We start from the raw sequence: 22,494 nt of genomic DNA, 5'->3' as shown, positions 1-22,494 counted from the left end.
ACCGGCGGCTTTGCCTGGGGCTTCGCTTTGCTCGGCTCCCGCGCGACCTTCCGATACACGGCGTAAAGAAATGTATTCAGTTTTGTATTGAATTATGCGCTGTGTTCAGGACGTCGCCCGAACTCAGTGCTTGGCCTACCCTATCAACGAGCGTTGCGCGACATGCCGGATATCGAAACTGCGTTGGCGGCATGGGCGCGGGGCACAATCGCGCATACGAAAGGCCCGTGGCAGGAGTTTGCTCACTGTCACGGGCCTTTGCTTGTCCGACACGGTGTTCAGCGGTTACCGCTCAACACCGTGTGACGTTGTCGAGTCGGCTTTACCACAGGCCGAATGGGTCGGAGAAGCCGCCGCCGTCACCGGTGCCGCCATCGCTGTTGCCATTGCCGTTACCGTTACCGTAACCGTTCTGGCCATAGCCATTCTGGTTGTTCTGCTTATTCTGGCTGTTGCCGTTGGAATCGGAGCTGGACGAGCCGTTCACCGACGACTCCTCCTGATCGAGCGTCACGTCCACATCCATGGTCTTGCCGTCGCGCACGATGGTCAGCGTCACCTTGTCTCCCAAAGCCGCGGCACGAACGTAACCAAGCAGCGAGTAGTTGTTGTTCACCGCGTTGCCGTTGAAGGCCACGATGGTGTCGCCCTCCTTGAGGCCGGCCTTGTCGGCCGGGCCGCCGGAGACGACCGCGCTGCCAGTGGCGCTGGACTTGGTGATGGTCGCGCCGCCGCGGGTCACGCCGTCGGCTTCAACCGTGTCGGACTTGATGACCACGCCGAGGGCAACGTGCTTGACCTTGCCGTCCTTGATGATTTCGTCGGCCACACGCTTGACGAGGTTGGACGGGATGGCGAAGCCGATGCCGATGGAGCCGGCGGAGTCGGAGGAGGTGGCGGTGGAGGCGATCGAGGAGTTGATGCCGATCACCTGGCCGGCCGCGTTGAAGGTCGGGCCGCCGGAGTTGCCGGGGTTGATGGCCGCGTCGATCTGGACGGCGTTGGTGACGATCTCGTTGTTGTTATCGTCGGTCACGGTCACCGGGCGGTTCAGGGCGGAGACGATGCCGGTGGTGGCGGTGTCGTCGTAGCCGAGCGGGTTGCCGATGGCCATCACGTTCTCGCCGACGGCGAGCTTGTCGGAATCGGCGAATTTCACGGCCTTGAGGTCGCTCGGCGGGTTGTCGAGCTTGATGACCGCAAGATCGGTGGTGGTGTCGGTGCCGACGAGCGTGGCGGAATACATGTTGCCGTTGGCAAGCGTCACCTGAATCTGCTGGGCGCCGGAGATCACGTGGTTGTTGGTGATGATGTGGCCTTCGGTGTCGATGATGGCGCCGGAGCCCTTGGCGGTGCCGTTGCTCAACGCGGTCTGGATGGAGACCACGGAGCCGGAGACATCGCTGGCGACGGTCTGCCAGTCGGGGGCTTCGCCGCTCTTGGCGGTGGCGGACCCGGAGCCGGACTTATTCGAGCTGACGTTGGACAGCGAATTGCTGGTCGGCAAGGTGATCAGGCCGCTGGTGAGGGCGCCGTAACCGAGGCCCAGGCAGAGGGCCGCAGCCAGAACGGCGGCGACCACGGCGATGAGGATGTTGCTCGCCGTCTTGGACATGCCCTGCTTGGCGGGGCCGGGCTGACCGGGCTGTCCCGGCTGGGCCGGGCCTTGACCGTTCGGCGTACCGGTACCGGGAGTGCCGAAACCGAACAGACCGCCCTGCTGGGGCTGCTGGCCATTCCGGCCATTCTGACCGGACTGGCTGGCAAACGGGTTGCCGTTGTTCTGCTGCGGCTGCGTGGGCGGATTGAACGGATTGCCGTTGCCCTGCGGCTGCGGGTTATTGGTGTAGTAGGGATTGCGGTTGCCCTGCTGGCCCTGTGGGGTTTGCTGTGCAGGCTGACCGAACGGGAATTGCTGCGTGGGCTGGGCATTGCTGCCGGCCTGGCCGCCCTGCTGGCCCTGTGCCTGAGTCGGGGTCGGACCATAAGCGCCATATTCCGGGGCCGGACGATACAGCGGAGTTGTGGCCGAGGTCTGGCCTGCGGCCGGCGCTGCCGGAGAAGCCGGCGAGGAGGAGACCACCGTGCTCTCGCCCTTGGCGGAGGCGTAGTCCGGGATGGGCTCGGTGGCGGCAGTGTCGGTAGCGGCTTGCGTAGGCTGCTGATCGGCAGCGAGGGCGGCCGAGGAAACCGGGGCTTGCTGCTCGCTGGAATCGCTGGCGTTGCCGGCATCAACCGAGTCGCCACCCACAAACGGGTTCTTCGGCTCGGCGTTGCCGGTATCGGCAGTACTATTGGGGTTTTCGTTATTCCGCGGGGTCTGGTCGACGCCCTGCGGGTTAAATTCGTCAGCCATTGCTGCTCCTTTTCCTAAATTCCTATCACGTCTGTTCGGCGGCTATTCGGGCACTTGCCCATTGCCACTTCTCGTGTGCTACCTCAGTAGTAAAGGCAGTCAATCTGGAGGTTTTCTGAACGTTGATTGAAAGTCTATGCGTAATCATCGCAGAGTCTTATGGGCATCTCGGCTTCGAGGGGCTGATTTCCTGTTTCGGGAACATCTACTTGCACTTCAAGGGGCTGTTCGCGCGGTCAATTCCGAGTATCAAGGGCCCTCATTTAACGCCATTCCGCCATTTTTGCAGCCGGCCTACTTGACCGGGAGCCCCTTGAAGCGGAAGTAGACGTTCGGGAGCGGCGAAATCCGCCCCTCGAAACCGAGTTCTTCACAATTTCCGGCCCTTTTCTGGCCCTTCTGCCTAAAGTGAACATATGACGATCAGCCTTCTTGAACATCCGTTGGGCGCACAGCCCGGACAGCCCGGCGACCGCAGCGCCTTCCATTTCGAAACGATCACCCGCCTGCCATCCACGGCCAGCGGGCTTGGGCGAGACGGTGCCCGATACGGCCGCACCGGCATCATTCACACGCCCCACGGCGATATTCGCACGCCTGCCTTCGTGCCGGTGGGCACGCAAGCCGCGATGAAGGCCGTGCTGCCCGAGCAGATGAAGGATCTAGGCGCACAGTGCCTGCTGGCCAACGCCTTCCACCTGTTCGAGCGCCCGGGCGAGGACGTGCTGGACGCGGCCGGCGGCTTGGCGCGTTTCATGAACTGGGATGGGCCCACGTTCACCGATTCTGGCGGTTTCCAAGTGATGTCGCTGGGCGTCGGCTTCAAGAAGACGCTGGCAATGGACGTGACCGGCATGAAGTCGGACGACATCATCGCCAAGGGCAAGGAGCGCATGGCCTGGGTGGATGAGGACGGCGTGACGTTCAAGTCGCCTTTGAATGGTGACGCACATCGTTTCTCCGCTGAGATTTCGATGGGCATCCAGCACAAAATCGGCGCGGACATCATGTTCGCGTTCGATGAACTCACCACGCTGATGAACACCCGCTCCTACCAGGAGGATTCGGTGGAGCGCACGTTCCGCTGGGCCCGTCGCTGCGTGGACGAGCACCAGCGGCTGACGGCGGAACGCCTGGGCAGGCCGTATCAGGCGCTGTATGGCGTGGTGCAGGGCGCGAATTACGAGGATCTGCGCCGGCGCGCGGCTTCGCAGATCGCGTCGCTGGACTTCGACGGCGTGGGCATTGGCGGCGCGATCGAGAAACGCATCATCGGCGACACTTGCGCCTGGATCTGCGACGCGATGCCGGAGAGCCGGCCGCGCCATGTGCTGGGCATCGCCTCCGTGGACGATATCTTCGCGTGCGTGGAGAACGGCGGCGACACCTTCGACTGCGTGGCCCCCGCGCGCTGCGCCCGCAACGGCGCGATCTACACGCGCGCCGGCCGGTACAACATCAAGCGCGCCCAGCACAAGTTCGATTTCGGGCCGCTGGAGGAAGGGTGCGACTGCTACACTTGCCAGCATTATTCGCGCGCGTACGTCGACCACCTGCTGCGCGCCCGCGAGTTCAACGGGTTTACGTTGGCCACGATCCATAACGAGCATTTCTTCGTGAAGCTGCTGGACGACATCCGCGCCTCGATCGACGGCGGATACTTTGATGAGTTCCGCGACGAAGCGCTGGCCCACTTCTACGGCAACGGCGAGCGCCGGCCAGGGTTGTGAGTTTTTCTCCTTCGTTGCGGCTTGTGCTGTCACGAAGTGACTGAGGGGAGTGTCGCCACCGTCAAAGATCACGGCACCCGCAGAAGACCCACGAGCGATATATCCCTGCCGCCCATGCGACACGCCGAAGATTGCATGATTACCCAGCCGGGTGTAAGTTAGTCGATTGTCTGCGAGTGTGGCGGAATGGTAGACGCGCTGTCTTCAGGTGGCAGTGAGTGTATGCTCGTGGGGGTTCAACTCCCCCCACTCGCACCAGCAACTAAAGGGCTGGAACCGGAAGGTTCCAGCCCTTTTGCTTTGTCCGGGCAAGCGCCGTTTTTCAAGTTGCGATGGCCTTGAGGGGGGCTTAGGACTTGAGACTTATGGCCCAACTTTCGTGGCGGAAAATGTCCCGGTACCTGCATCAATCGTTTGACGTTCAAGCCAGGCCAGAATCCGCTGTCCCGGTTCGCGATTTCGGGCGATCTTTGCAAACCGGGACAATTTTTGTTGCCCCGGTATAAATGTCAATCGATTTATGCGAAAACCGGGACAACGTGCCAATTCCAGAATCGGCCTTATTCCGCCGATTCCGTCTGCCAGACGATATGAGTTGAGGAAACCGGAGTGTCCCGGTTCACGAAAACAAGCCGAAATCGCCGACCGGGACAGCGGATTCTGCCCCGGTCGACAGGTCAAACGATTGACATATGAACCGGGACAAATACAGATCAGAGAGAAGCCCATGAAGTAGATTTAACTTTCCTCAACTTTCCATCCGCCATAAACTAGCATTACATAACATCATGAACCGAGACGAAACCAACGAAGTATCTGGAGTCACCGACGACCAGCTCGGCCGAACGGCCGAGCCGTACGAATCCGGCAACTGGCGGGGCGGCGTCGGGAGCATCATTCGCAGCAATCCGAAATCAGGAACCGACACAAGTCGGACCCAGCAGACACGCATAATACGAGTTCACAGACTCGGCGATGTATTCCGCAACCGCACCACCGAATACCACACCACGGAAGAACTGTAAGCATTACGAAATCAACCTTGATTATTGCGCGGGCCTATACTAGGTTACGGTAGCGTAGGTTAGTGGTCGGGAGAGCGTCGCCGGCCATAGCGAGGTGATCAGTATGAGCGTTTCCATCAGCACGCCATCTGGACGAACCATGGCTTCCGCCGCAACAGTTGCGCCTTCCGCAACCGCGAGTCAAAAATCCAGCGCAAGCGCCAACCCCACCGCACTGGACCGTGCATCGGCCCGATACAGGGCCGCGCAATCGCGCTACCGCCAAGCCAAGGCCGCACTGAAGGCGATCAAGCGCCAGATCGTCCCCGTGGATGCATTCGGCAATCGCAAGCCGCGACTGCGCGGATGGCTTCACCTCGCCACCCTGCCGCTGTGCATCGCGGCGTCCATCGTACTCATCTGCATCGCGCCGGCCGGCTCGGTCAAAGCGGCCTGCGCAGTGTACGGTGCCTCGGCCATGCTGCTGTTCGGCAACAGCGCGCTGCTGCACGTCGTGCCGTGGCGCAGCGCGAAGGTGACTCGCGTACTGTGCGGCATCGATTATTCGAACATCTTCCTCATCATCGCCGGCACTAACACACCTGTGCTGTTCGCACTCAGCCCGGCGATTCGCCGGCCATATCTCACGGTGATTTGGGTGACCGCGGCGATCGGCACGATACTGCATATCGTCTGGCTGCGCACCCCGAACTGGGTGTTCACCACTGTGTATGTTGTGCTGGGATTGGCGCCGGTGACACTTATTCCGCAACTATGGACGGCTCCCGCAGTGGGCCCGGCTGCGACCATTCTTATCGCGTGCGGAGGTGCCGCGTATATCGCCGGCGCCGTGTGTTTTGCGCTGCGCAAGCCGAACCCCGTTCTCGGCTGGTTCGAGTTCCACGAGGTGTTTCACTTGGGCACGGTCATCGGGTACGCCTGCCACGTCGTGGCGATTTATCTGATTGTCTGCGCGCTGTAGTCGTCCAGCAATTCATACAGGATGCTTCGAACTCGCTGTATTGCAGCGATTTGAACACGGCGCGGGACAGACAGCGGCCCTTAATTCTCGGAGCCAAGAATCAAGTCCTTGATCAGCCAGCCGTGACGGCCGCCTTCATAGACTTCATCGGTGAGCCGGTAGCCGCACTGCTCATAGAACTTGTAGTGGTCGTTCTCCGAGTGCACGGCGGCCATGGTTCCGCCGGCTTGCGCGATGCGGCGTTCGGCGTCGGCCAGCAGCCGCGAGCCGATATGCCGGCCTTGTGCCTCGGGCAGTACCGCCAGGCGCGCGATGATGTATCGCCCGGGCTGGTCGGGATGATCGGGGTCCGCGTAGAACCGACAGGTCGCTACGGGGTGATTCTGGCTGGGCTGAATGGGCTGGCTGCGTGAGGCCAATTGCGCGGACGAGCCGGGGCGATTGGGCGCATCATTATCCGAATCGAACACCAGCAGATGTACGGACGCGGCATCCCATTCATCGAACTCCGGCCGCCAGTCGCGTTCGCGGATGAACACCTGCTCGCGTATGGCGCGGGCGGCGGCGGGGCAGCGGTCGTATGCTTCGATTCGTATGGTCATGAGCGTCAGTGTACTGCGTCACGATAACCGACAAAGCCGGCTCGATGGACAAGTCCGGGCCCAGGCTGTGCCCGATAGGCTCAGGCCGTACGCGCGATCTGCACGGCGGTGCCGGACGCGGTAACCATCAGCATACCGTTGTCGGCACCGAGCACTTCATAGTCGATGTCCACGCCGACCACGGCGTGCGCGCCCATCGCCTCCGCGCGCTGCTGCATCTCGGCGATGGCCTCGTTGCGGGCGCGCATCAGCTCCTCCTCATAGCCCTGGCTGCGGCCGCCGAACATGTTGCGCAGGCCCGCGCCAAGATCCTTGAACATGTTCACACCGGATACCACTTCGCCGAAGACGATGCCCTGGTAGTTGGTGATGGTGTATCCGTCGACGGACGGGGTGGTGGTGACGAGAATCATGGCGAGGCTCCTTTGGCTTGTCTGCGTAGATACCGCTATTCTACCGTCAGCCGCATATGCATGACTGTATGATTAGGGGCAACAAGCAATGACGCACCAACAACAGGGGGATACTATGAGCAGTTCAGAACCGGAGTTCAACGATGCACGAGAATACTCGAGCCTTGAAGAAGTGATGAACACACTGCTGACGGCAAAGGGGAAATCATTCCGCGAACTCGATCAAACGGGAAGAGCTCTAACGGGAGGGAACAAGGGTTCTCTCGGCCAAATCATCGAAGAGTCAGTCTTAAAATATGCCATCAACTCCGATGCCGCACCCGATATTCATATTGGCGATACCAGTTATGAGTTAAAAGTCACTCCACTTAAGCACATTAAAAAAGGCAAACAAACCTCAGCTAAAGAGCGCTTAGTCATCGATATCATCAATTATCTAACGCTCGCTGACGAGACCGACTTCGAATCTTCAAAAAATGTGGGATAAAGCGAAGAATATCATCCTCGTTTACTACTACGATGATCGCACCGATAAGAAAAAGGAATTGCGCATCGACTGCAAAGTGCTTGCTTCATATCTCATGAAGTATGAAGCAGATGATCTTGCTACCATCAAAAATGATTGGCATGTCATTCGAGATAAAGTCGCTTCCGGCCATGCTGATTCGCTCAGCGAATCCGATACCAATTATTTAGCCGCATGTACAAAAGGAGCCAATTCCAAACAACTTCGAGAGGCACCAGCACCGGCGGGCGCGAACACCGCAACTATATTTGCCAAACAGCGTGCATTCAGCCTGAAAACTTCATACATGACTGCAATTGCGCGGAAATTATTGAATCGAAAGAGCGAAACCGTTCGCTTGCCGATACCGCAAGAACAGAACCTTGATGAATACGTGGCAGCCAAATTCATTCCCTACACCGGCAAATCAAGCAGAGACATCGCCTCCGAGCTCCAAGTGTCAGCAGCGCCAACAGCTAAGAACTATAATTCGAGCCTCGCTTTTGCGATGTTGGGCGCCTCAAAATCATCAATTAGTAAGATTGAACAATTCTCGAAAGCTAATATCAGCCAATTTAAGTCAGTAACCATATATCCTGATGGCTTGCCTCGCGAGCATATGTCATTTAAGGCCATCACGGATGACCAATGGGAGGAATGGGCCAATCCCCAAACCACATGGGAACAGTCATTCGTACGCGACTTCTTCGAAACCAGCAAGTTCCTTATCATGGTTTCAAAATCGCCGATACCGTATCAATCCGGCCATGACAAAGCGAAGGACATTTTCAAAGGTGCATTCCTTTGGAATATGCCTGAAGACGACATTGAACAATACGTGAAACCCGTCTGGGAGACAATGCATACCTTGCTGGTTGCGCATACCCCGTTGAACTACGGGATTCGCGGTAAAAATCTCATTCCAGGATCATCTTTCAATTCAGTGTTCCACCTCCGCCCTCATGCGAGCAAAGGAAAGGATAACGGAAGCGCGAAGGACCGGTCCATCCTGCCGAATGGGGAAGTTATTACCAAGCAATGCTTCTGGCTCGATCGCCGCTATATAGCCAGAATCATTGCCAGTAACCTATGAATCATCTCACTCAGAACGTGAAACATCGGCATCTGCAGCAATTACTACACCAATACGATGGGGGATGCCTGTCACCAAGGCATTCCCCATGCAGAAGGCCCGATGTCCATCCGTCATACCGGTGTCAGTCCAGCCACGAGGAAACATCTGCAACTGATCGAGTTCATCTGGCACGAGCCGCCGCAATCTGCCATTTTGTTCAACGACATGCTTCGTCCGGCTGGCACCACGACCGCCTTCTCCAGTCAAAATGGTTCGACTCGGCTTATCCAAAGCATCAGGGAACGCCACCGGTCCTTCGGAATACGTGTATTCATATCCGTTGCGAGCGGTTCGTTGCTCCTTTTTACCACCCTTAAGGTATTCCCATGAACTCAAATTGTCTTCGATGAAAAACTCTGATGGCACTTCGCCAATCGAGACGAGCTTATCGCCCAGAACCGAATGCTTGCCGCTATACACAGGCGTCGCTCGACAGGTGAATACCTCACCATCCTGCATAACACCTGCATCCTTGAATTGGGATACTTTCACGCCTTTGCCAAATGTATGAGTCATCTCATAGGGGTCTTTCTCAATACAAAAACGCTCTACTCCGAAACGGCCATCAGCCACAATCGGGAATGCGCGGGCCTCTACCCCACTATGGAAAAGGCGGTCTTCCATATCCCATTTCGGGGCATCCAACTCTGCATAAATGTATACGCGGCGCCTACGCTGCGGCATTCCATATTCAGCGGCATTAATCACATGCCACTCAACAGAGTAACCGAGCCGATACAGACAAGATAGGATGATAGCAAAGTCACGCCCACGCTGAGAGCTTGGCGACTTCAACAAACGGTCAACATTCTCCAGCAGCACATATTTCGGGTGCCGCATTTCAAGAAGCTCGTTGATGCTCCACCAAAGCACACCTTTTTTACCTTCAATACCTGAGGCAAGGGCAAGAGGCTTCGCCACTGAATAATCCTGACACGGAAAACCGCCAACCAGCATGTCGAACTCAGGAATCGACCGCTTACCGTCCTTGACTTCTTGTAGCACAACGGCGATATCTTCATTAACGCAACTTCCCTCGCCGAATCTTTTTTCGTAGCACCGCCAAGCAAACTGCTTCGACTCTTGCCCATTGGGTTCCCACTGATTTGCCCACACGGTCTTGAAATCGCCAGCTGGCTTCATATCAAACTCGGGGTGCGCAGCATCATGGTAGCCATCCAGACCAAGGCGGAAACCCCCGACGCCAGCAAAAAGCTCGGCTATGCGTATAGTCACAAAATCCTCTTTTTCTACTAATATACTCACAAATGATCACAAAAGATCCTCTAAAATTACTTAAAAAAATCAACTTCCACACCGAATCAACACATAACGACACACTTCTTCGCAAGGTAGTTTATGACCGCCGCCTTACACCGTTGACAGATGAGTGAGTACCCCATTAATCAAGACAAGCCTTCCGTTTGCATCACAGCATGCCGAAAATTGAGCACCCCCTAAGTTGCTATATCATCAGTCCGCCAACTTTCCGAGGAGGTATCCTGGACATCATGAATATGCAGAGCGGCAATAGAACACGTGGACCGAAATGGTCTTACGACGAGACTCTTGCCACGTTCGGCTTGTACATGATGTTGAATCAGCGACAGCGGAACGACAAGAATAACCCTCATATCGCGCAACTTGCTGTTGGACTGAATCGTACCGCCAGCTCGGTCTATATGAAACTCATGAATCTTCGGGCTCACGACCCCAACGAACACGCACGAGGGGTATCAGGTTTGGCCCATAGCGGGAAACTCGAAATACAAATCTGGAAAGAATATCAGGAGCAGAGCGATAAGCTGCTCATTCTGGCTTTGAACGTCTATGTCAGTTTCATTGAGAAAGTTCCTCTACCGACTCAGGATGCGCGCAATCGTCGAACAATGCACTCGTCTCCCACTCCGCAGAAATCGTTGGTGGAAGAGACAACCAGCCTTCTCATTGATGCTCCAAGACCGCCCATCGTCGCGGGGCAACAGCAGACTACAGCTCCACTCGGATCTGAACATGAGACAACAGCATTATCGCGGGTCAATCAAAGCTACTTTCGCAATGCTTTGATCGCGAATTATCACGACACTTGCTGCCTGACTGGCATCAATATTGATCCGCTGCTAATCGCCAGCCACATCAAGCCCTGGAAGGTCTCAACCGGGTTCGAGAAAACAAATGCGGCTAACGGCTTGTTGCTTAATGCATTCCACGACAAGGCATTTGACCGCGGATACATGACCATTGACGACGATTATCGAGTACATATATCCGCTCGGGTCCCGCACAACGATATCAATGATTATTGGATGTATCAGTTTGAAGGACGCTATATTACATTGCCTTCTTCAAATCCGCCCTCACACGAGTTCATCGAATACCACCAGAAACACGTGTTCTTGACTGCCTGAAGGGTCTGCGAGCCGAACCTCTCGTGGACCGCAAGCAACCACGGCAGCGACGCCATTACGCCAAGTGCTAGCAACTTGACGCCGCCAAAAGGCTCTCAGCGGCGTTTGCCGGCCAAAAACTGGCAGGTTGACGACAGTGGGGACACCGATTTGAGCCGGCCCGGCTGACCATCAACTCCGCAAGCGTACGGCGGCGGCCATTCCGCCGTCGCCGTAGGTGGGGTGGAGCATGAAGGCTTGGCTGGCGGTGGTGTCGCCGCGCATCAACGATTCCCACATGGTTAAGCGGCTCATGGAGATGGCTTCAACGCCGAGGATGGCGTCGGCGATGTGCGCGGCGTAGAGATCGCGGTGCTTGGCGATCAGGAAGCGCATGAGATCGAGGCGCTTGGTCATGCTGGTCACGTTTGAGGAGGCCGGGGCCGTGCGGTACTCGATCAGCGGCTCGGGGGCGATGCCGATATGGGCCGCGTCTTTTGCGGGATTCTCTGTATCCCAGGCACTCCCAAAACCTCCGACATGCTCAGTACCGCCAGTAACCCCAGCACCGCAGATATCGTTTTCCACCGTCAATCCGCACTCCAACAACGACAGGAAGAAGTCCCAGTCCTCGAAGCCGCCGCGCATCGACTCGTCGTAGCCGCCGCAGCACTCCCACGCGACACGGCGAATCATGCACGTGGCCGGGCAGCAATTATGCGACACGAACGCGGCGGCATTGCCACCAGTCGGCTGGACCACTGATTCCAGGACACCGAAAGTCTGCAGCCAGCCGGATGCGGCGACCATCGTTTTGTCGGCGGACAACATCGACAACGTGCGCTCAATGAAGGCCGGCCGCAAACGGCCATCGCCATCCAACACCACTACGAACGGCGTTTCGGCGGCGGCGATGCCACGGTTGCGCGCGGCGGAAGGACCGGCGTTTGCCTGGCCGATGAGGTCGATGGCCACACCATTCGCATCCATCGCCCCGTGCCGGCAATCGTCGAGAGTGGCGTTCAGCATCTCGACGGATGCGTGGTCATCGGACCCATCGTTCACGATGATGATCCGTTCCGGACGAACCGTCTGGGGCCAATGACGACTCGACTGCCTCGTGAATCAACGGGCCCTGATTGTAGCTGGTAATTACCACTGTCACTGCTGCCATGGCGGCAAGTCTATCGGGTCCGGACGTGGGCCATCCACCGGCGCTGCGCGCTGCCTCCCGCCAGTGGGGAGGTGGCGCGCTATCCCCGGCTAACGCTGATGCATGTGCGCGGGCGCGGGCTTGGTGCGGACTTTGGTGGTGAAGTAGTCGGACTCAATCTTCCACACCGTGACGCTGCGGACCTGCGCATCAGTGAATTCCACATTCGGCATATGCGCCTGCTGCGCCATCAGCGTCTGCAAGCCGTGGCGGCATTCATCCAGATCCTCGACTAGTGACGCCGTGCCATTGCCGACGATCGACTTGAACACCTCGCCCCAATTGCACGTGGTGCGGCCCGCCACCACCTCGCAGTCGGTCTGCATGGTGAAAGCCACGGGCAGTCGGCCACCGGCGGCGGCGCGAATCGCGTCGAGCTTGCGGCCGCGCGGCGCGGAGTGGAACCAGAGCGTCAGCTTGCCAGTCGCCTCGTCGTAATCAAAGCCGAAATTCAGCGGCACGATGGTCAGGCCCTCAGCATCCGCATAGGCCACTTCGACGATGTCGCAAGCGGCGACAATCGCGGCGATCTGCTCGGGATTGGTCACCTCGCGGTCCGCGCGGCGCATCATGCGATGCTCGCCGGCGACCGTGTGCTCATCCTCACGCTTGGCGGGCTTGCGAGCGCCCGCAATATTCTCCATGCTCATGCCTGCTCATCCCCATCCACAACCGAAATCCAGTCGCCGTATCCTTCCTCGGCCATGCGCGAGCGCGGCACGAAGCGCAGGGCGGCGGAATTCATGCAGTAGCGCAGGCCGCCGCGGTCGGCCGGGCCGTCGGTGAACACGTGGCCCAAGTGAATCTGTGTGTCCGACGTGCGCACTTCGATGCGGTCGCGGCCCGGAATGCGGTGGTCCTCATGCTCGGTCAGCAAGTCACCGGCAATCGGGCGAGAGAACGCGGGCCAGCCGCAGCCGGAATCGAACTTGTCTCGCGACGAGAACAGCGGCTCGCCGCTGACGATGTCCACGTAGATGCCGGGCTCAAACTCCTCGTCATACTCGTTGACGAACGGGCGCTCGGTAGCGGCGTTCTGTGTGACCGCGAACTGCTCAAGCGTCAGATCCCAGATGCGTTCCACGTACTTCTGACGGCGTTTTACGTTCGCGATTGCGGCGATCGGCACATGGCAGTAGCCGCCGGGATTGTTCACCAGATAGTCCTGATGATGTGCCTCGGCCGGGTAGAAGTTGCGCAGCGGTTCGACCAGTACGGCCGGGCGCTGCGGCTGGCGGTCGACCAGCTGCTCCAAGGCCGCCACATACACGGCGCGCTGCGTCTCGTCCGTGTAGAACATGCCAGTGCGGTACTGCCGGCCGCGGTCTTCGCCCTGCTGGTCCACGGAGAACGGGTCAATGACCTCCAGAAACAGTAATGTCAGCGTCCGCAGGCTGACCTGTGCCGGGTTAAACTCGACTTTCACGGTTTCGGCCGCATCCGTGCCGCCCGCGCATACCTGCTCGTAGGCCGGCGATTCGACGGTGGATTGCGCGTAGCCGACCGTGGTGTCCGTGACGCCGTCGACGTTCTGGAAGTAGCGCTCCAGCCCCCAGAAGCAGCCGCCGGCGAAGTATGCGGTTTGCGTATTGCCGTCATTGTGTTCGTTACGTTCGCTCATGCGCCCCACGTTACTACGTCGAGGCGGCTCGCGATGCAGTCAACGACACCTCTGCACCGGCAAAACCGCTTTCGAGGGGCTGATTCGGCCTTCGCAGGAGGTCTACTCCCGTTTCAAGGGGCTGGTCGGCAGCTAGACCGCATGTAAAAGCCCATCCGCGTCAACGCCATTCCGCCGATTTTGGAGCGTGAATACTCGGCCATCAGCCCCTCGAAGCGGGAGTAGACCTCCCGGAGAGGCCAAATCAGCCCCTCGAAACGGAGATAGCGCCTTCTGTGCCCTTCTCGCTGGGCTTTCGCCGCTCAAAGAGGTACATTCGGGCTTCTGCAGAATGCTTTCTCCGTTCAAAGAGGCACCGAATACGGGAAACCCCGAGTACAAACGTTGTCATTGCAACGCTCATACTCGGGATTTCAGAGTTCAGGTACCTCTTTGAAGGCAGTTAGTTGTCCGCAAGAGGCCAAATGTACCTCTCTGAAAGCAGATACCCCGTCTCAGGCTCGAATCGGCTAGCCTGCGTACCCGTGTGCACACCTTCACGACCGCAGCGTACTGAGCATGCCGGCCACTTCGGCGGGCGTCACGCTGGGCACGTAGGCGCGCACCACCGCGAGCCCGATCTGCGGCAACGCCGCCGGGTCCGGGTAGCACACGTAGACCGGCGCTTCGGCGGGCTGGAACTTGCGCTTGAAGTTGAACAGCGAGTGGAAGCCGTAGGCGGGTTCCATCCAGTCGGCCACGATCTGCAGCGCGTGTTGGAGCACCTGCGTGCCTTCGCCGGCCGCCACCCCACCTTCCCGGGCATTGTCTCGCTCGGGGTTCATGCCGGCCAAGGGTGCCGCGGACAGGCTCATGAACTCCACGGCATGCTCAGGATCCGCAAGCCCCTCGTCGCGCAGGCGCTCGGCCATGCGCGCGATCAGGAACTCCATAATGCCGTTGGGACTGTCGGTGCGATGGCGCATGAAGTCCAGCGTCCAGCCGACGATGCGCCCGTCGCGCCAGGTGGGCAGCCAGCTGGTGACGCCCAGCACGCGCCCGTCCGCGTCGATGGCGTAAAGCAGCCGCACGCGCGGGTCGCGCAGTTCCTCGACACCGCCGAGCGTGAACTTCATTTCCGGCAGCGCCTTGAGCTGCGCCCACTCCTCGGAGATGTCCTCGATCTGCTCGCGCACATCGAGCGACGCTTCCAGGAACGTGGACTGCACATCGGTCACGCCGTCGCGCTTGGCCTTGTTGATGGCGGTGCGCACATCCTGCCATTTCTTGCCGGTCGTCTTCCAGCCGCGCGGGTCCACGACCATTTCGCTGCCGACCTCGATGGAGCTCCAGCCGGCCTCCAGCAACGCGTCGCGCTGTTCGCGATGCACGCTGTAGAACACCGGCGAAAGCGACCGCTCCACGCAATACTGGGTGAAGCCGGTCAGGTCGTCCATCCACTCGGAGGGCTCGCCGAACGGCCCGGTGCAGGTCAAGGCGATGCCGTTGAGCACGCGATATGCCACGGCCGATTTGCCCGTGGGCGAGAGCCAGTAGCTGTTGCCTTCCCACGTAGTCATGAAGCTCATCGATTCGCCGCCGGTTTCGACCAGCCGCTCGGCGCGTGCCTGCGCCCGCTCGTTCGATTCGCTCACGTCGCTCATCCAGCGGATCACCACGACCAGCACCACGATCCAGAACACCAGGCCGACGCCCTGATACACGATCGAGGCCATCGGGGTACGCGGCACGAACGACAACTTCATATGGCTCAGGAAGCCGATGGGCAGGAAGCGCCCCGGCAGTTCGGCCAACAGCGACGAGGCCGTGGCGCGCGGCGAGAATTCATCCGGCTGGGCGATGCCGTACATCAGGTACACGGCGGCGCACGCCAGCAGAACCAGCACGATGACGCCGACGCCGCCGATCAGTCGCCGCCAGCCGACGCGAATCGGGAAATGCTTCAACGCCGCAGTCAAGGCGACGGCAAAGAACAGCGGCGGCAAGGCGTTCGCCACGCAGGCGGTGATCGCGCCGTGCTGCAGCAGTGAGGTCATGCCGTCCGGCGCAAAGCTCAGCGGCACGATCAGGTAGTAGGCGATGGCTACTCCCGCAGTGAACAGGTTGATGGCCACGGCACACATGGCCGCGAACCGACGGCCGCGATACAGGCCCCACGCCAGCACCAGAGTCACGGCGGTGGGCAGCAGCGAGCGCAGTACCGCGCCGGGCATCGAGGCGCGCATCAGGTCGAATTGCAGGAAGCAGCCGCTGTGCGTGGCGCCGGCCAGGCAGCGCGCGAGCGTGCCGTCGTCGACGGAGACCGGACTCATGAGCAGGCCGACTGTGCTGAGCGGCCCCGCGTGATTATGCGAGGTGATGGCGATGACCGGCCCCAGCGCCAGCACCACGGCGATGGCCGCGAACATGCGCCGCGCCTCGAAGGAGGTGCTGCGCAGCCAGTGCCATCCGGTTTCGGCGTGCGCGGGCGACCCGGCCATCACGCGGCCGACCGCGTGTCCGATCAGCGCGGCGGCGAGAATGCAGTAATCGCCAGGATTGCCGCTGTAAAGCAGCGCGACCAGAATCGCCACGTAGCCGATCAGCCGAATACGCCGCCGCAACAGATGGCTGCAGAACGCGCTGGCCGCCATAAGCGCGCCGACCGGCAACACCAGCGGGCTCAGGGCGAACTGCATGCGGGAGACGAATTGGGAGTCCTGGAACAGCCATCCGGCCGCCGCACACAAGATCAGGCCCACGATCACGCCGCCGAGCGCGCAGGCGAGCGCGGTGCCGACGGTACGTGCGCGGCCAAGCCACGGCTCGGCGATTGACAGCATGACGAGCCACAGCACGGCATCAAGAATGAGCTGGATGACGCCGCGCGCCAAGAACAGCGTGCAGAAGAGTTTGCCGAAATCGAATTCGGCCATGCTGGTGTCGAGCCGCAGCGGGAACGCGAATCCGGCCATCGCGACCACCAGCCACACCACCAAGTTCAGCACCACCAGCGCCACCGTGGCAGTGATGGCCAGTCGATGACCGTCCGCCCACTGTCGCACGTCGCCGGCCAGTTCGCGCCAGCTTTCCGCCGCATGACTGTTGTGCTTACGCGATTCTTCGCTCATTGCAACACCTCCACTTGTGGGTACTCCTTCAACGATTTCGTCATCTCGCCCAAGCCGGTCCGTTCGCCGAACCAGTCGAGACCGGGCCGCCAGACCGCCTGCACCGCGTGCCAGTCGTGGCCGGTGCCGGGCACGATCAGCTCGGTGACCTCCATGCCGGCTTTGCGCGCGGCGTCGGCGATCGTGCGCATGTTGCTAATCGATTCCTTGTCCCGTTCGCCAGCACCGGTGAACAGCGCCTGCTCGGGCGTACCGGTGGCGGCGATGGCGTTGACCGGCACCTGTTCGTCGTACGCCTTGCGGTCGCCGGCGAAATACTCCTGGACCATCTTGGCGACGCTGCCATTGGTCGGCTTGAGTTCGCCGTCCACCGGCAGCATCGCGCCGTAGATGTCGGGGTGGCGCGGGACGAGCTGCGTGGTGCAGGTGCCGCCTTGCGAGAACCCGCCCATCGCCCACATGCGGGCCGATTTGGCCACGGGCAGCATCTTCTTGGCCCAGTTCACCACGTCTGTGGTGAGGTAGGTTTCGGCGTTGCCTTGCGTGGTGTCGGCGCACAGGCTGTTGTGCGTGGCCTCGCCGTTCTGGTCGGGCACGAGCACGATCGGCGCGAGCCCGTCATGTTTGGCGGCGTACGCATTCATCGTGGCGGCGATGTTGCCGGCGTCGATGAGGCGACTGGGGCTACCGGGCTGCCCGGCCAACAGCTCCATCACCGGCAAGGCCGGCGGACGGTCGGACAGCGCGGCGGGCGGCAGGTAGATCATCGCCTTGCGGGCCGTGAAGTTGGATTCGGTGTTCGGAATGTCGACGGTGAGCACCTTGCCTTGGCTGGGCATGGACGGCAGGCTGCCCTTCCGCGCCTTGCTATGCCAGTCGCTGACACTCATCGCGGCCTTGTGTACCTCGATTGAGCCGAGCGAGGCGTACGGCGTGTAGCCGACGAGGGTGCCGATGGTCTGGTATTCGCCGTAAATCGAGTCCACGCCGAGCGCGGTGGACAGCAGCACCAGCGGCACCAGCACGACGGCCAGCGCACGGCGGACCCCGCGCAGGGTCACGGCTGCGGCGATCACGAAGCCGACGCCGGCGATGCCGCCCGCGATGGTGAAGATCACCGGCCAGCCCAGCGATACGCCGAACACCATAAACACGTCGGACACCAGCCATGCAACCAGCAGTCCAGCCGCGCCGGCGAGCACGGCGGCAATCAGCGAGACAATCAGCGGGTGCAGGCGGCCGCGCTTCTTGCTCTTGCTCAATGCCAGCCCAATAATCAGTATGATTGCCGCGATCGCGGTCAGTCCGAACACGGTCCGCGGCACGATTCCGCGGACCAGAGACAATTCCATGAACGTTTTCCAAACGGAGTTCTTCATCCTTCACCCCCGCGCTCCAGGCTCCTCGCCTTGTAAGCTCACGCAACACTAGCGCGCGATTCATAGAGCGTCACCCAATTTCACAAAAATTGTCGCGAGTTCTCATGGTTTCCCCAGACTCCGTTCAGCACCTGTTCACATCCGGTCTGGCGCCCGCAGTTCAAGGCCAGTGTCGGCGCTGGATTAGCGGCGCGCAGGCTTGTCCCAGCTTCAGCCGGAAGCAGGGAATATGCTGGTGGATATGACTCACGCAAACGAACAACGTCCAGCAGCGACCGGCAATGCCGCCGATAACGTGTCTGACGCCCCTACTGGCCCCGCGACGAGCGCGGCGGCAAGGCCCACGACCGTCACGGCTGATGGCACAACAGCCACAAACGCCGCGGCCAGTTCAACAGCAAAGCCCGCAGCCAGCACCTCTTGGGCCAGGGAAACCAACCCACGTCGAGCACTGTTGACGATTATCGTCACGGTGGTGGTTGTGGTGGCCATCGTACTGGGGCTCGGATTCTTCGTGAACTGGGGATTGGCGGCCCTTTTGGTGATCATTATGATTCCGGGGGCGATTTCGCTGGCCGTTCTCGCCAAGCACCCTGAATCCACCGGCGGGCGCAGCATGTTCGGCATCTCCGATCCGAATACGCTGCTTGACCCGATTCGCCGCCCGTCCGAGCGCCGCGGCGAGTAAGTTGCTGCTGCCCATCGGGCGGTAATTTATCCATGGGGCGGTAAAAGGCCCATGGGGCGGTTTGAAGAAATTGTGAAACCGCAGAATAAAGTCATTTTGGGATACCGCCCCATGAGGGTTTTACCGCCCCATGGGATTATTACCGCCCCATGAGCAAAGCCACCCCGCTATTTGCGCGCACTGACCAAGTAATTGAGCACCGATCCGGCGGCCACCAGCAGCGCGCCACACCAAAACGGCAGCGACAGCGCCAAACCCAGCAACACCGCACTGGCCCCGGTGGACAGCACCGGCGTGGCATAGGACGCAATAGCCAGCCGCTCCATAGACCCATGCAGAATGCCATAGCCCCAGCAGGCATAACCACCGCCAATCGCCGCCGCGGCAATCAACACAAACAGCCATGCGACCAGACTCGGAGGCTCGGCCGGCCACCCCTGCCCGGACGCGAAGTGGATAATCCACAACGCCACGGCCACGCAGGGGAAGAACAATGAAGTGCCGTCCACCCCATGACTCATGGCTGGCGTGAACACCGCGTACACCGACCAAGCGAGCGCGCCCACGAACGCCAGCGCATAGGGCAAAGGGTTGGCGGCGATATGCTGCACGGCCGCATGCCAGTCGAGCCCGGAATTACCGCCGACCGCCAACACCACGCCGGCAGTGGCCACGATCGCGCCCGGCAGCACCTTGACGACCGCGTGCTTGCGATGGGATACGCCCGCCGACAGCAGCACCATCATCGTGGGCCACAGATAGTTGACCAGGCTCACTTCCACCGAGGATGCGTCGGTAGAGGCCAGACCCAGCGAGAGGGATATCGACGATTCGTAAAATACGAACAACAGGCCGCCGATAATCAGGTATTTCTTGGGGAACTCGCGAATCGGGGCCGGGCGCCGGAACATCAGCAGCAGGATGCCGCCGACCGTGTAGATCAGGGCCGAGCCAAGCGTGGCGCCGAAGTTTTCGGAGACGATGCGCACGGTGCCGGCCATGAAGCTCCACAGCAGGATTGCCATCAGGCCGATGGTCGTGGCGCGCGCGGATACGACGTGGCCGCCGGAATGGCTTGCCGCCGGTGCCGGTGTGCCGCTTGCGTTCTGTGCGCCGTTCGCCATATGTCCGCCTCTCTCGCATCGTTTCGAAGTCACTCTACCCATCGGATGTGTACAGCGGCAGAACGGCACGCGACCGGCGCGCGAACAGGGTGGGGTTCGGTGATTGAAACAGCAAAATGCCGGGTAGGGTAAATCCCTACCCGGCATTTGCATTGGCTATGTTTCCCGCCGTCTGTCAGGTTAGTCGGCGTTGAAAGCGTAGGGCAGACGGCGTGGGAAGCATGGTTTGGTTACGATTTATCTCTCCCCCACCCGCTTCGCGGGAGCCCCCTCGTCAGAGGGGGCAAAGCTACTCGAAGCGGGACTTCGGGACGAATCAAGTATCGTCAGCCCTCAATCGCGATTTGGTGCTTGGACTCGACTTGCGGCTGGGCCTGCATCTTCGGAACCTGGATGCACAGCGTGCCGTTCCGGTAGCTGGCGTGGATGTCGGACTCCTTCACGTCCTCGCCAACGTAGAAACTACGCGAGCAGGAGCCCATGTAGCGTTCGCGACGCAGCCACTTGCCCGAATCGGACGCGCAAGCGCACTTGCTGTCGGAAGCCTCGCCCTCAGCGGCCGGAGCCTTGTCCTCATGCTCGCTGCAACGCGAGGCGGACACGGTCAGATAGCCGTTGTTGAGCTCAAGGTTGATATCTTCCTTCTTAAAGCCAGGCATATCGATGTCGACGTCGTAACCCTTGTCGGTCTCGCGCACATCGGTGGTCATCATGTTGGCAGGCATTGCGGCACTCATCGTGTTGTCCGTGTTGCGCCAACCCTCAAAGAACGGATCATCGAACAGATCCGAGAACATCATGTCATTCATCAAAGCCGGAAACATTGCCATAATCGGTACTCCTTGATTAGGAGAGAATCGGCTTGGATGCCGGCCGCCAACCCGTATCGCGGGGCTAGCAGCGGTTATCGTGGCCGGTTCCGGAACCCTCCCGGGCTCTCAACCTTTAACCTTCACTTCACCCAATTCCCGAGCGCGGCAATCATTCCGGGATTATGCCCACAGAGAAATTGCGGCGGGGAATGGTTGCCGGTAAAGCCGGCCGAGCCGAGCGCCGTGACCACCCTCAGCCAGTCTTACGGCTGCCAGCTCCCGCCAGCGGGAGCATATATACGCACACCAGTAGGCGTACTCATATACCTCTGCCAACGGGAGCATGGTTGCACGTTCCCGCAAACTCCGCCAACGGGAGCATGCTGGCGCGCGAACGGCTCACATCTGCTGGGCGTTTTCGAGCAAGGCGTTTTTGAGGTCGGACTCGATTTGGCGCATCTTGACCTGGGCGGCCTCGCGGTTGGCCTTGCCTTCCTTCTGGATCTGCACGGTCTCCTTCAGGGTGGCGACGAGTTCGGCGTTGATCTTCTCCAGCGTGTCGATTTCCACCACGGAACGCTGGTTGGCCTTTTCCGCGTCCACTGCACCCTTGTGCAGGGCGGCCGCGTTACGCGCCAGCAGCTTGTTGGTCACATCGTCGGCCTTGTTCTGCAGGTCGAGAACCTTGCGCTGGTTGGACAGGCCCAGCGCGATCACCATCTGACTCTTCCACACCGGAATCGTGGTGGAGATGGTGGTGTCGATCTTGTCCACGATGGTCTGGTCCGCGTTCTGGATGATTTTGATCTGCGGCGCGGTCTGCAAGGTAACCACGCTGATGCGGTCGAGGTCGTCGAGTCGCTTGGCAAAACGGTCGAGCTTGGACTTGAAGTTCTTCAGCACTTGCGCCTGCATGGCGTCGCCACTGGCGGCGGCCTCGGCCTCCAGCGCTGGCAGCTGGTTGGCGTTGAAGTCGGCGAGCGCCTTCTTGCCGGCCAGTACGGTCATTTTCAGCTCGCGGTATTGCTGGGCGTTCTGCGTGTACATCGTGTCGTACATGGAGATGTCGGCCACGAGTTTGGCTTGCGCGGATTGGAGGGTGGTGATGAGGTGTTGCATGGCATCGTTGTTGGGCAGTTCGGATACGGCCGGGATCTGGTCGAGCGTGCCGGCCACGCCGAATCGGCTGATCGAATCGGTGCCGGCGAAGTTGGCCGCGCGGAAGCCATGGCGCTCCCACGCCAGCTTCTGCACCGCCGGTGTTTTCAACAGGTTCAGCAGTGTGCCGCCTTTTCTCGTCCAAGGCCATCAGCGTGTGGGTGCTCCACACGGTCGGCGTCGGGTAGACGATGACCACGTCGTCCTTGATCTGCTTGAACGCATCCGGCTGGTTCACGGCCAAATCAAGCAGCTGCGATTCGTAGCCCACCATC

19 protein-coding genes and 1 tRNA gene are annotated in these 22,494 nt (G+C 60.1%); 8 read left to right on the top strand and 12 right to left on the bottom strand.

The window, feature by feature from the left end:
* Window positions 1–322: 322 nt before the first annotated feature.
* Window positions 323–2,356: a trypsin-like peptidase domain-containing protein gene (locus AB5287_RS06295; RefSeq protein WP_368220939.1), complete on the bottom strand. Its 2,034-nt coding sequence runs from the start codon at window positions 2,354–2,356 to the stop codon at window positions 323–325.
* 416 nt (window positions 2,357–2,772) lie between these two features.
* Here AB5287_RS06295 and tgt point away from each other — a divergent pair, with 416 nt between their 5' ends.
* The 4 genes from tgt to AB5287_RS06275 all read left to right on the top strand — a co-directional run bounded on the left by tgt (window position 2,773) and on the right by AB5287_RS06275 (window position 6,072).
* Entirely contained in the window at window positions 2,773–4,086 is a 1,314-nt protein-coding gene (gene tgt, locus AB5287_RS06290) for a tRNA guanosine(34) transglycosylase Tgt (protein ID WP_007051676.1), read from the top strand.
* A 172-nt stretch (window positions 4,087–4,258) separates the two neighbouring features.
* Window positions 4,259–4,344, top strand: a tRNA-Leu gene (locus AB5287_RS06285).
* Between the two features lie 530 nt (window positions 4,345–4,874).
* Window positions 4,875–5,111, top strand: a complete 237-nt coding sequence (locus AB5287_RS06280) for a hypothetical protein (protein ID WP_007054515.1) — start codon at window positions 4,875–4,877, stop codon at window positions 5,109–5,111.
* Between the two features lie 103 nt (window positions 5,112–5,214).
* Window positions 5,215–6,072, top strand: a complete 858-nt coding sequence (locus AB5287_RS06275; RefSeq protein WP_012472051.1) for a hemolysin III family protein — start codon at window positions 5,215–5,217, stop codon at window positions 6,070–6,072.
* 80 nt (window positions 6,073–6,152) lie between these two features.
* On the opposite strand, the gene AB5287_RS06270 is transcribed toward AB5287_RS06275, so the two are convergent.
* Both AB5287_RS06270 and AB5287_RS06265 read right to left on the bottom strand, forming a co-directional pair.
* Window positions 6,153–6,674, bottom strand: a complete 522-nt coding sequence (locus AB5287_RS06270; RefSeq protein WP_077385899.1) for a GNAT family N-acetyltransferase — start codon at window positions 6,672–6,674, stop codon at window positions 6,153–6,155.
* Window positions 6,675–6,754: 80 nt separating this feature from the next.
* Entirely contained in the window at window positions 6,755–7,087 is a 333-nt protein-coding gene (locus tag AB5287_RS06265) for a putative heavy metal-binding protein (protein WP_007051681.1), read from the bottom strand.
* Window positions 7,088–7,202: 115 nt separating this feature from the next.
* Between AB5287_RS06265 and AB5287_RS06260 the strand changes: the two genes are divergently transcribed.
* Together AB5287_RS06260 and AB5287_RS06255 are read left to right on the top strand one after the other, a co-directional pair.
* Window positions 7,203–7,574, top strand: coding sequence for a MutH/Sau3AI family endonuclease (locus AB5287_RS06260; RefSeq protein ID WP_368220935.1), 372 nt, complete (start codon window positions 7,203–7,205; stop codon window positions 7,572–7,574).
* Window positions 7,564–8,685: a Sau3AI family type II restriction endonuclease gene (locus tag AB5287_RS06255; RefSeq protein WP_368220933.1), complete on the top strand. Its 1,122-nt coding sequence runs from the start codon at window positions 7,564–7,566 to the stop codon at window positions 8,683–8,685. Before AB5287_RS06260 ends, AB5287_RS06255 begins: the two co-directional genes overlap by 11 nt.
* Window positions 8,686–8,691: 6 nt before the next feature.
* Here the strand turns inward: AB5287_RS06255 and dcm are convergent, their stop codons facing one another.
* Complete coding sequence (gene dcm, locus AB5287_RS06250) at window positions 8,692–9,963, bottom strand: DNA (cytosine-5-)-methyltransferase (protein ID WP_011068549.1); 1,272 nt, start codon at window positions 9,961–9,963, stop codon at window positions 8,692–8,694.
* Window positions 9,964–10,238: 275 nt separating this feature from the next.
* Between dcm and AB5287_RS06245 the strand changes: the two genes are divergently transcribed.
* Window positions 10,239–11,135, top strand: coding sequence for an HNH endonuclease (locus tag AB5287_RS06245; protein ID WP_011068550.1), 897 nt, complete (start codon window positions 10,239–10,241; stop codon window positions 11,133–11,135).
* A 171-nt stretch (window positions 11,136–11,306) separates the two neighbouring features.
* Here the strand turns inward: AB5287_RS06245 and AB5287_RS06240 are convergent, their stop codons facing one another.
* From AB5287_RS06240 to AB5287_RS06220, 5 genes are all read right to left on the bottom strand, one after another.
* Window positions 11,307–12,179: a glycosyltransferase family A protein gene (locus AB5287_RS06240; RefSeq protein ID WP_010081531.1), complete on the bottom strand. Its 873-nt coding sequence runs from the start codon at window positions 12,177–12,179 to the stop codon at window positions 11,307–11,309.
* A gap of 198 nt (window positions 12,180–12,377) precedes the next feature.
* A complete protein-coding gene (locus AB5287_RS06235) occupies window positions 12,378–12,977 on the bottom strand; it encodes a pyridoxamine 5'-phosphate oxidase family protein (RefSeq protein WP_007051691.1) in 600 nt (199 codons plus the stop codon).
* Complete coding sequence (msrB, locus tag AB5287_RS06230) at window positions 12,974–13,948, bottom strand: peptide-methionine (R)-S-oxide reductase MsrB (RefSeq protein ID WP_014485965.1); 975 nt, start codon at window positions 13,946–13,948, stop codon at window positions 12,974–12,976. Before msrB ends, AB5287_RS06235 begins: the two co-directional genes overlap by 4 nt.
* 536 nt (window positions 13,949–14,484) lie before the next feature.
* The gene (locus AB5287_RS06225) at window positions 14,485–17,058 is read right to left on the bottom strand and encodes a bifunctional lysylphosphatidylglycerol flippase/synthetase MprF (RefSeq protein WP_368220929.1); all 2,574 of its coding nucleotides are present in this window, start codon (window positions 17,056–17,058) and stop codon (window positions 14,485–14,487) included.
* Complete coding sequence (locus AB5287_RS06220; RefSeq protein WP_007051694.1) at window positions 17,055–18,437, bottom strand: esterase family protein; 1,383 nt, start codon at window positions 18,435–18,437, stop codon at window positions 17,055–17,057. Before AB5287_RS06220 ends, AB5287_RS06225 begins: the two co-directional genes overlap by 4 nt.
* 241 nt (window positions 18,438–18,678) lie before the next feature.
* Between AB5287_RS06220 and AB5287_RS06215 the strand changes: the two genes are divergently transcribed.
* Window positions 18,679–19,125 (top strand): hypothetical protein, encoded by a 447-nt coding sequence (locus AB5287_RS06215; RefSeq protein ID WP_223616655.1) that lies wholly within the window; start codon window positions 18,679–18,681, stop codon window positions 19,123–19,125.
* Between the two features lie 167 nt (window positions 19,126–19,292).
* On the opposite strand, the gene yddG is transcribed toward AB5287_RS06215, so the two are convergent.
* The 3 genes from yddG to AB5287_RS06200 form a co-directional block, all read right to left on the bottom strand.
* A complete protein-coding gene (yddG, locus tag AB5287_RS06210) occupies window positions 19,293–20,249 on the bottom strand; it encodes an aromatic amino acid DMT transporter YddG (RefSeq protein ID WP_007051697.1) in 957 nt (318 codons plus the stop codon).
* Between the two features lie 326 nt (window positions 20,250–20,575).
* A complete protein-coding gene (locus tag AB5287_RS06205) occupies window positions 20,576–21,079 on the bottom strand; it encodes an Hsp20/alpha crystallin family protein (RefSeq protein ID WP_234146932.1) in 504 nt (167 codons plus the stop codon).
* Between the two features lie 381 nt (window positions 21,080–21,460).
* Window positions 21,461–22,330, bottom strand: a complete 870-nt coding sequence (locus AB5287_RS06200; RefSeq protein ID WP_368220926.1) for a toxic anion resistance protein — start codon at window positions 22,328–22,330, stop codon at window positions 21,461–21,463.
* Window positions 22,331–22,494: the final 164 nt, after the last annotated feature.

The sequence above is a fragment of the Bifidobacterium sp. RTP21102st3_E2_RTP21102_210122 genome, from assembly GCF_040916945.1.
GTDB classification, from domain to species: domain Bacteria; phylum Actinomycetota; class Actinomycetes; order Actinomycetales; family Bifidobacteriaceae; genus Bifidobacterium; species Bifidobacterium longum.
This window is presented reverse-complemented; position numbering and strand designations above follow the sequence as displayed.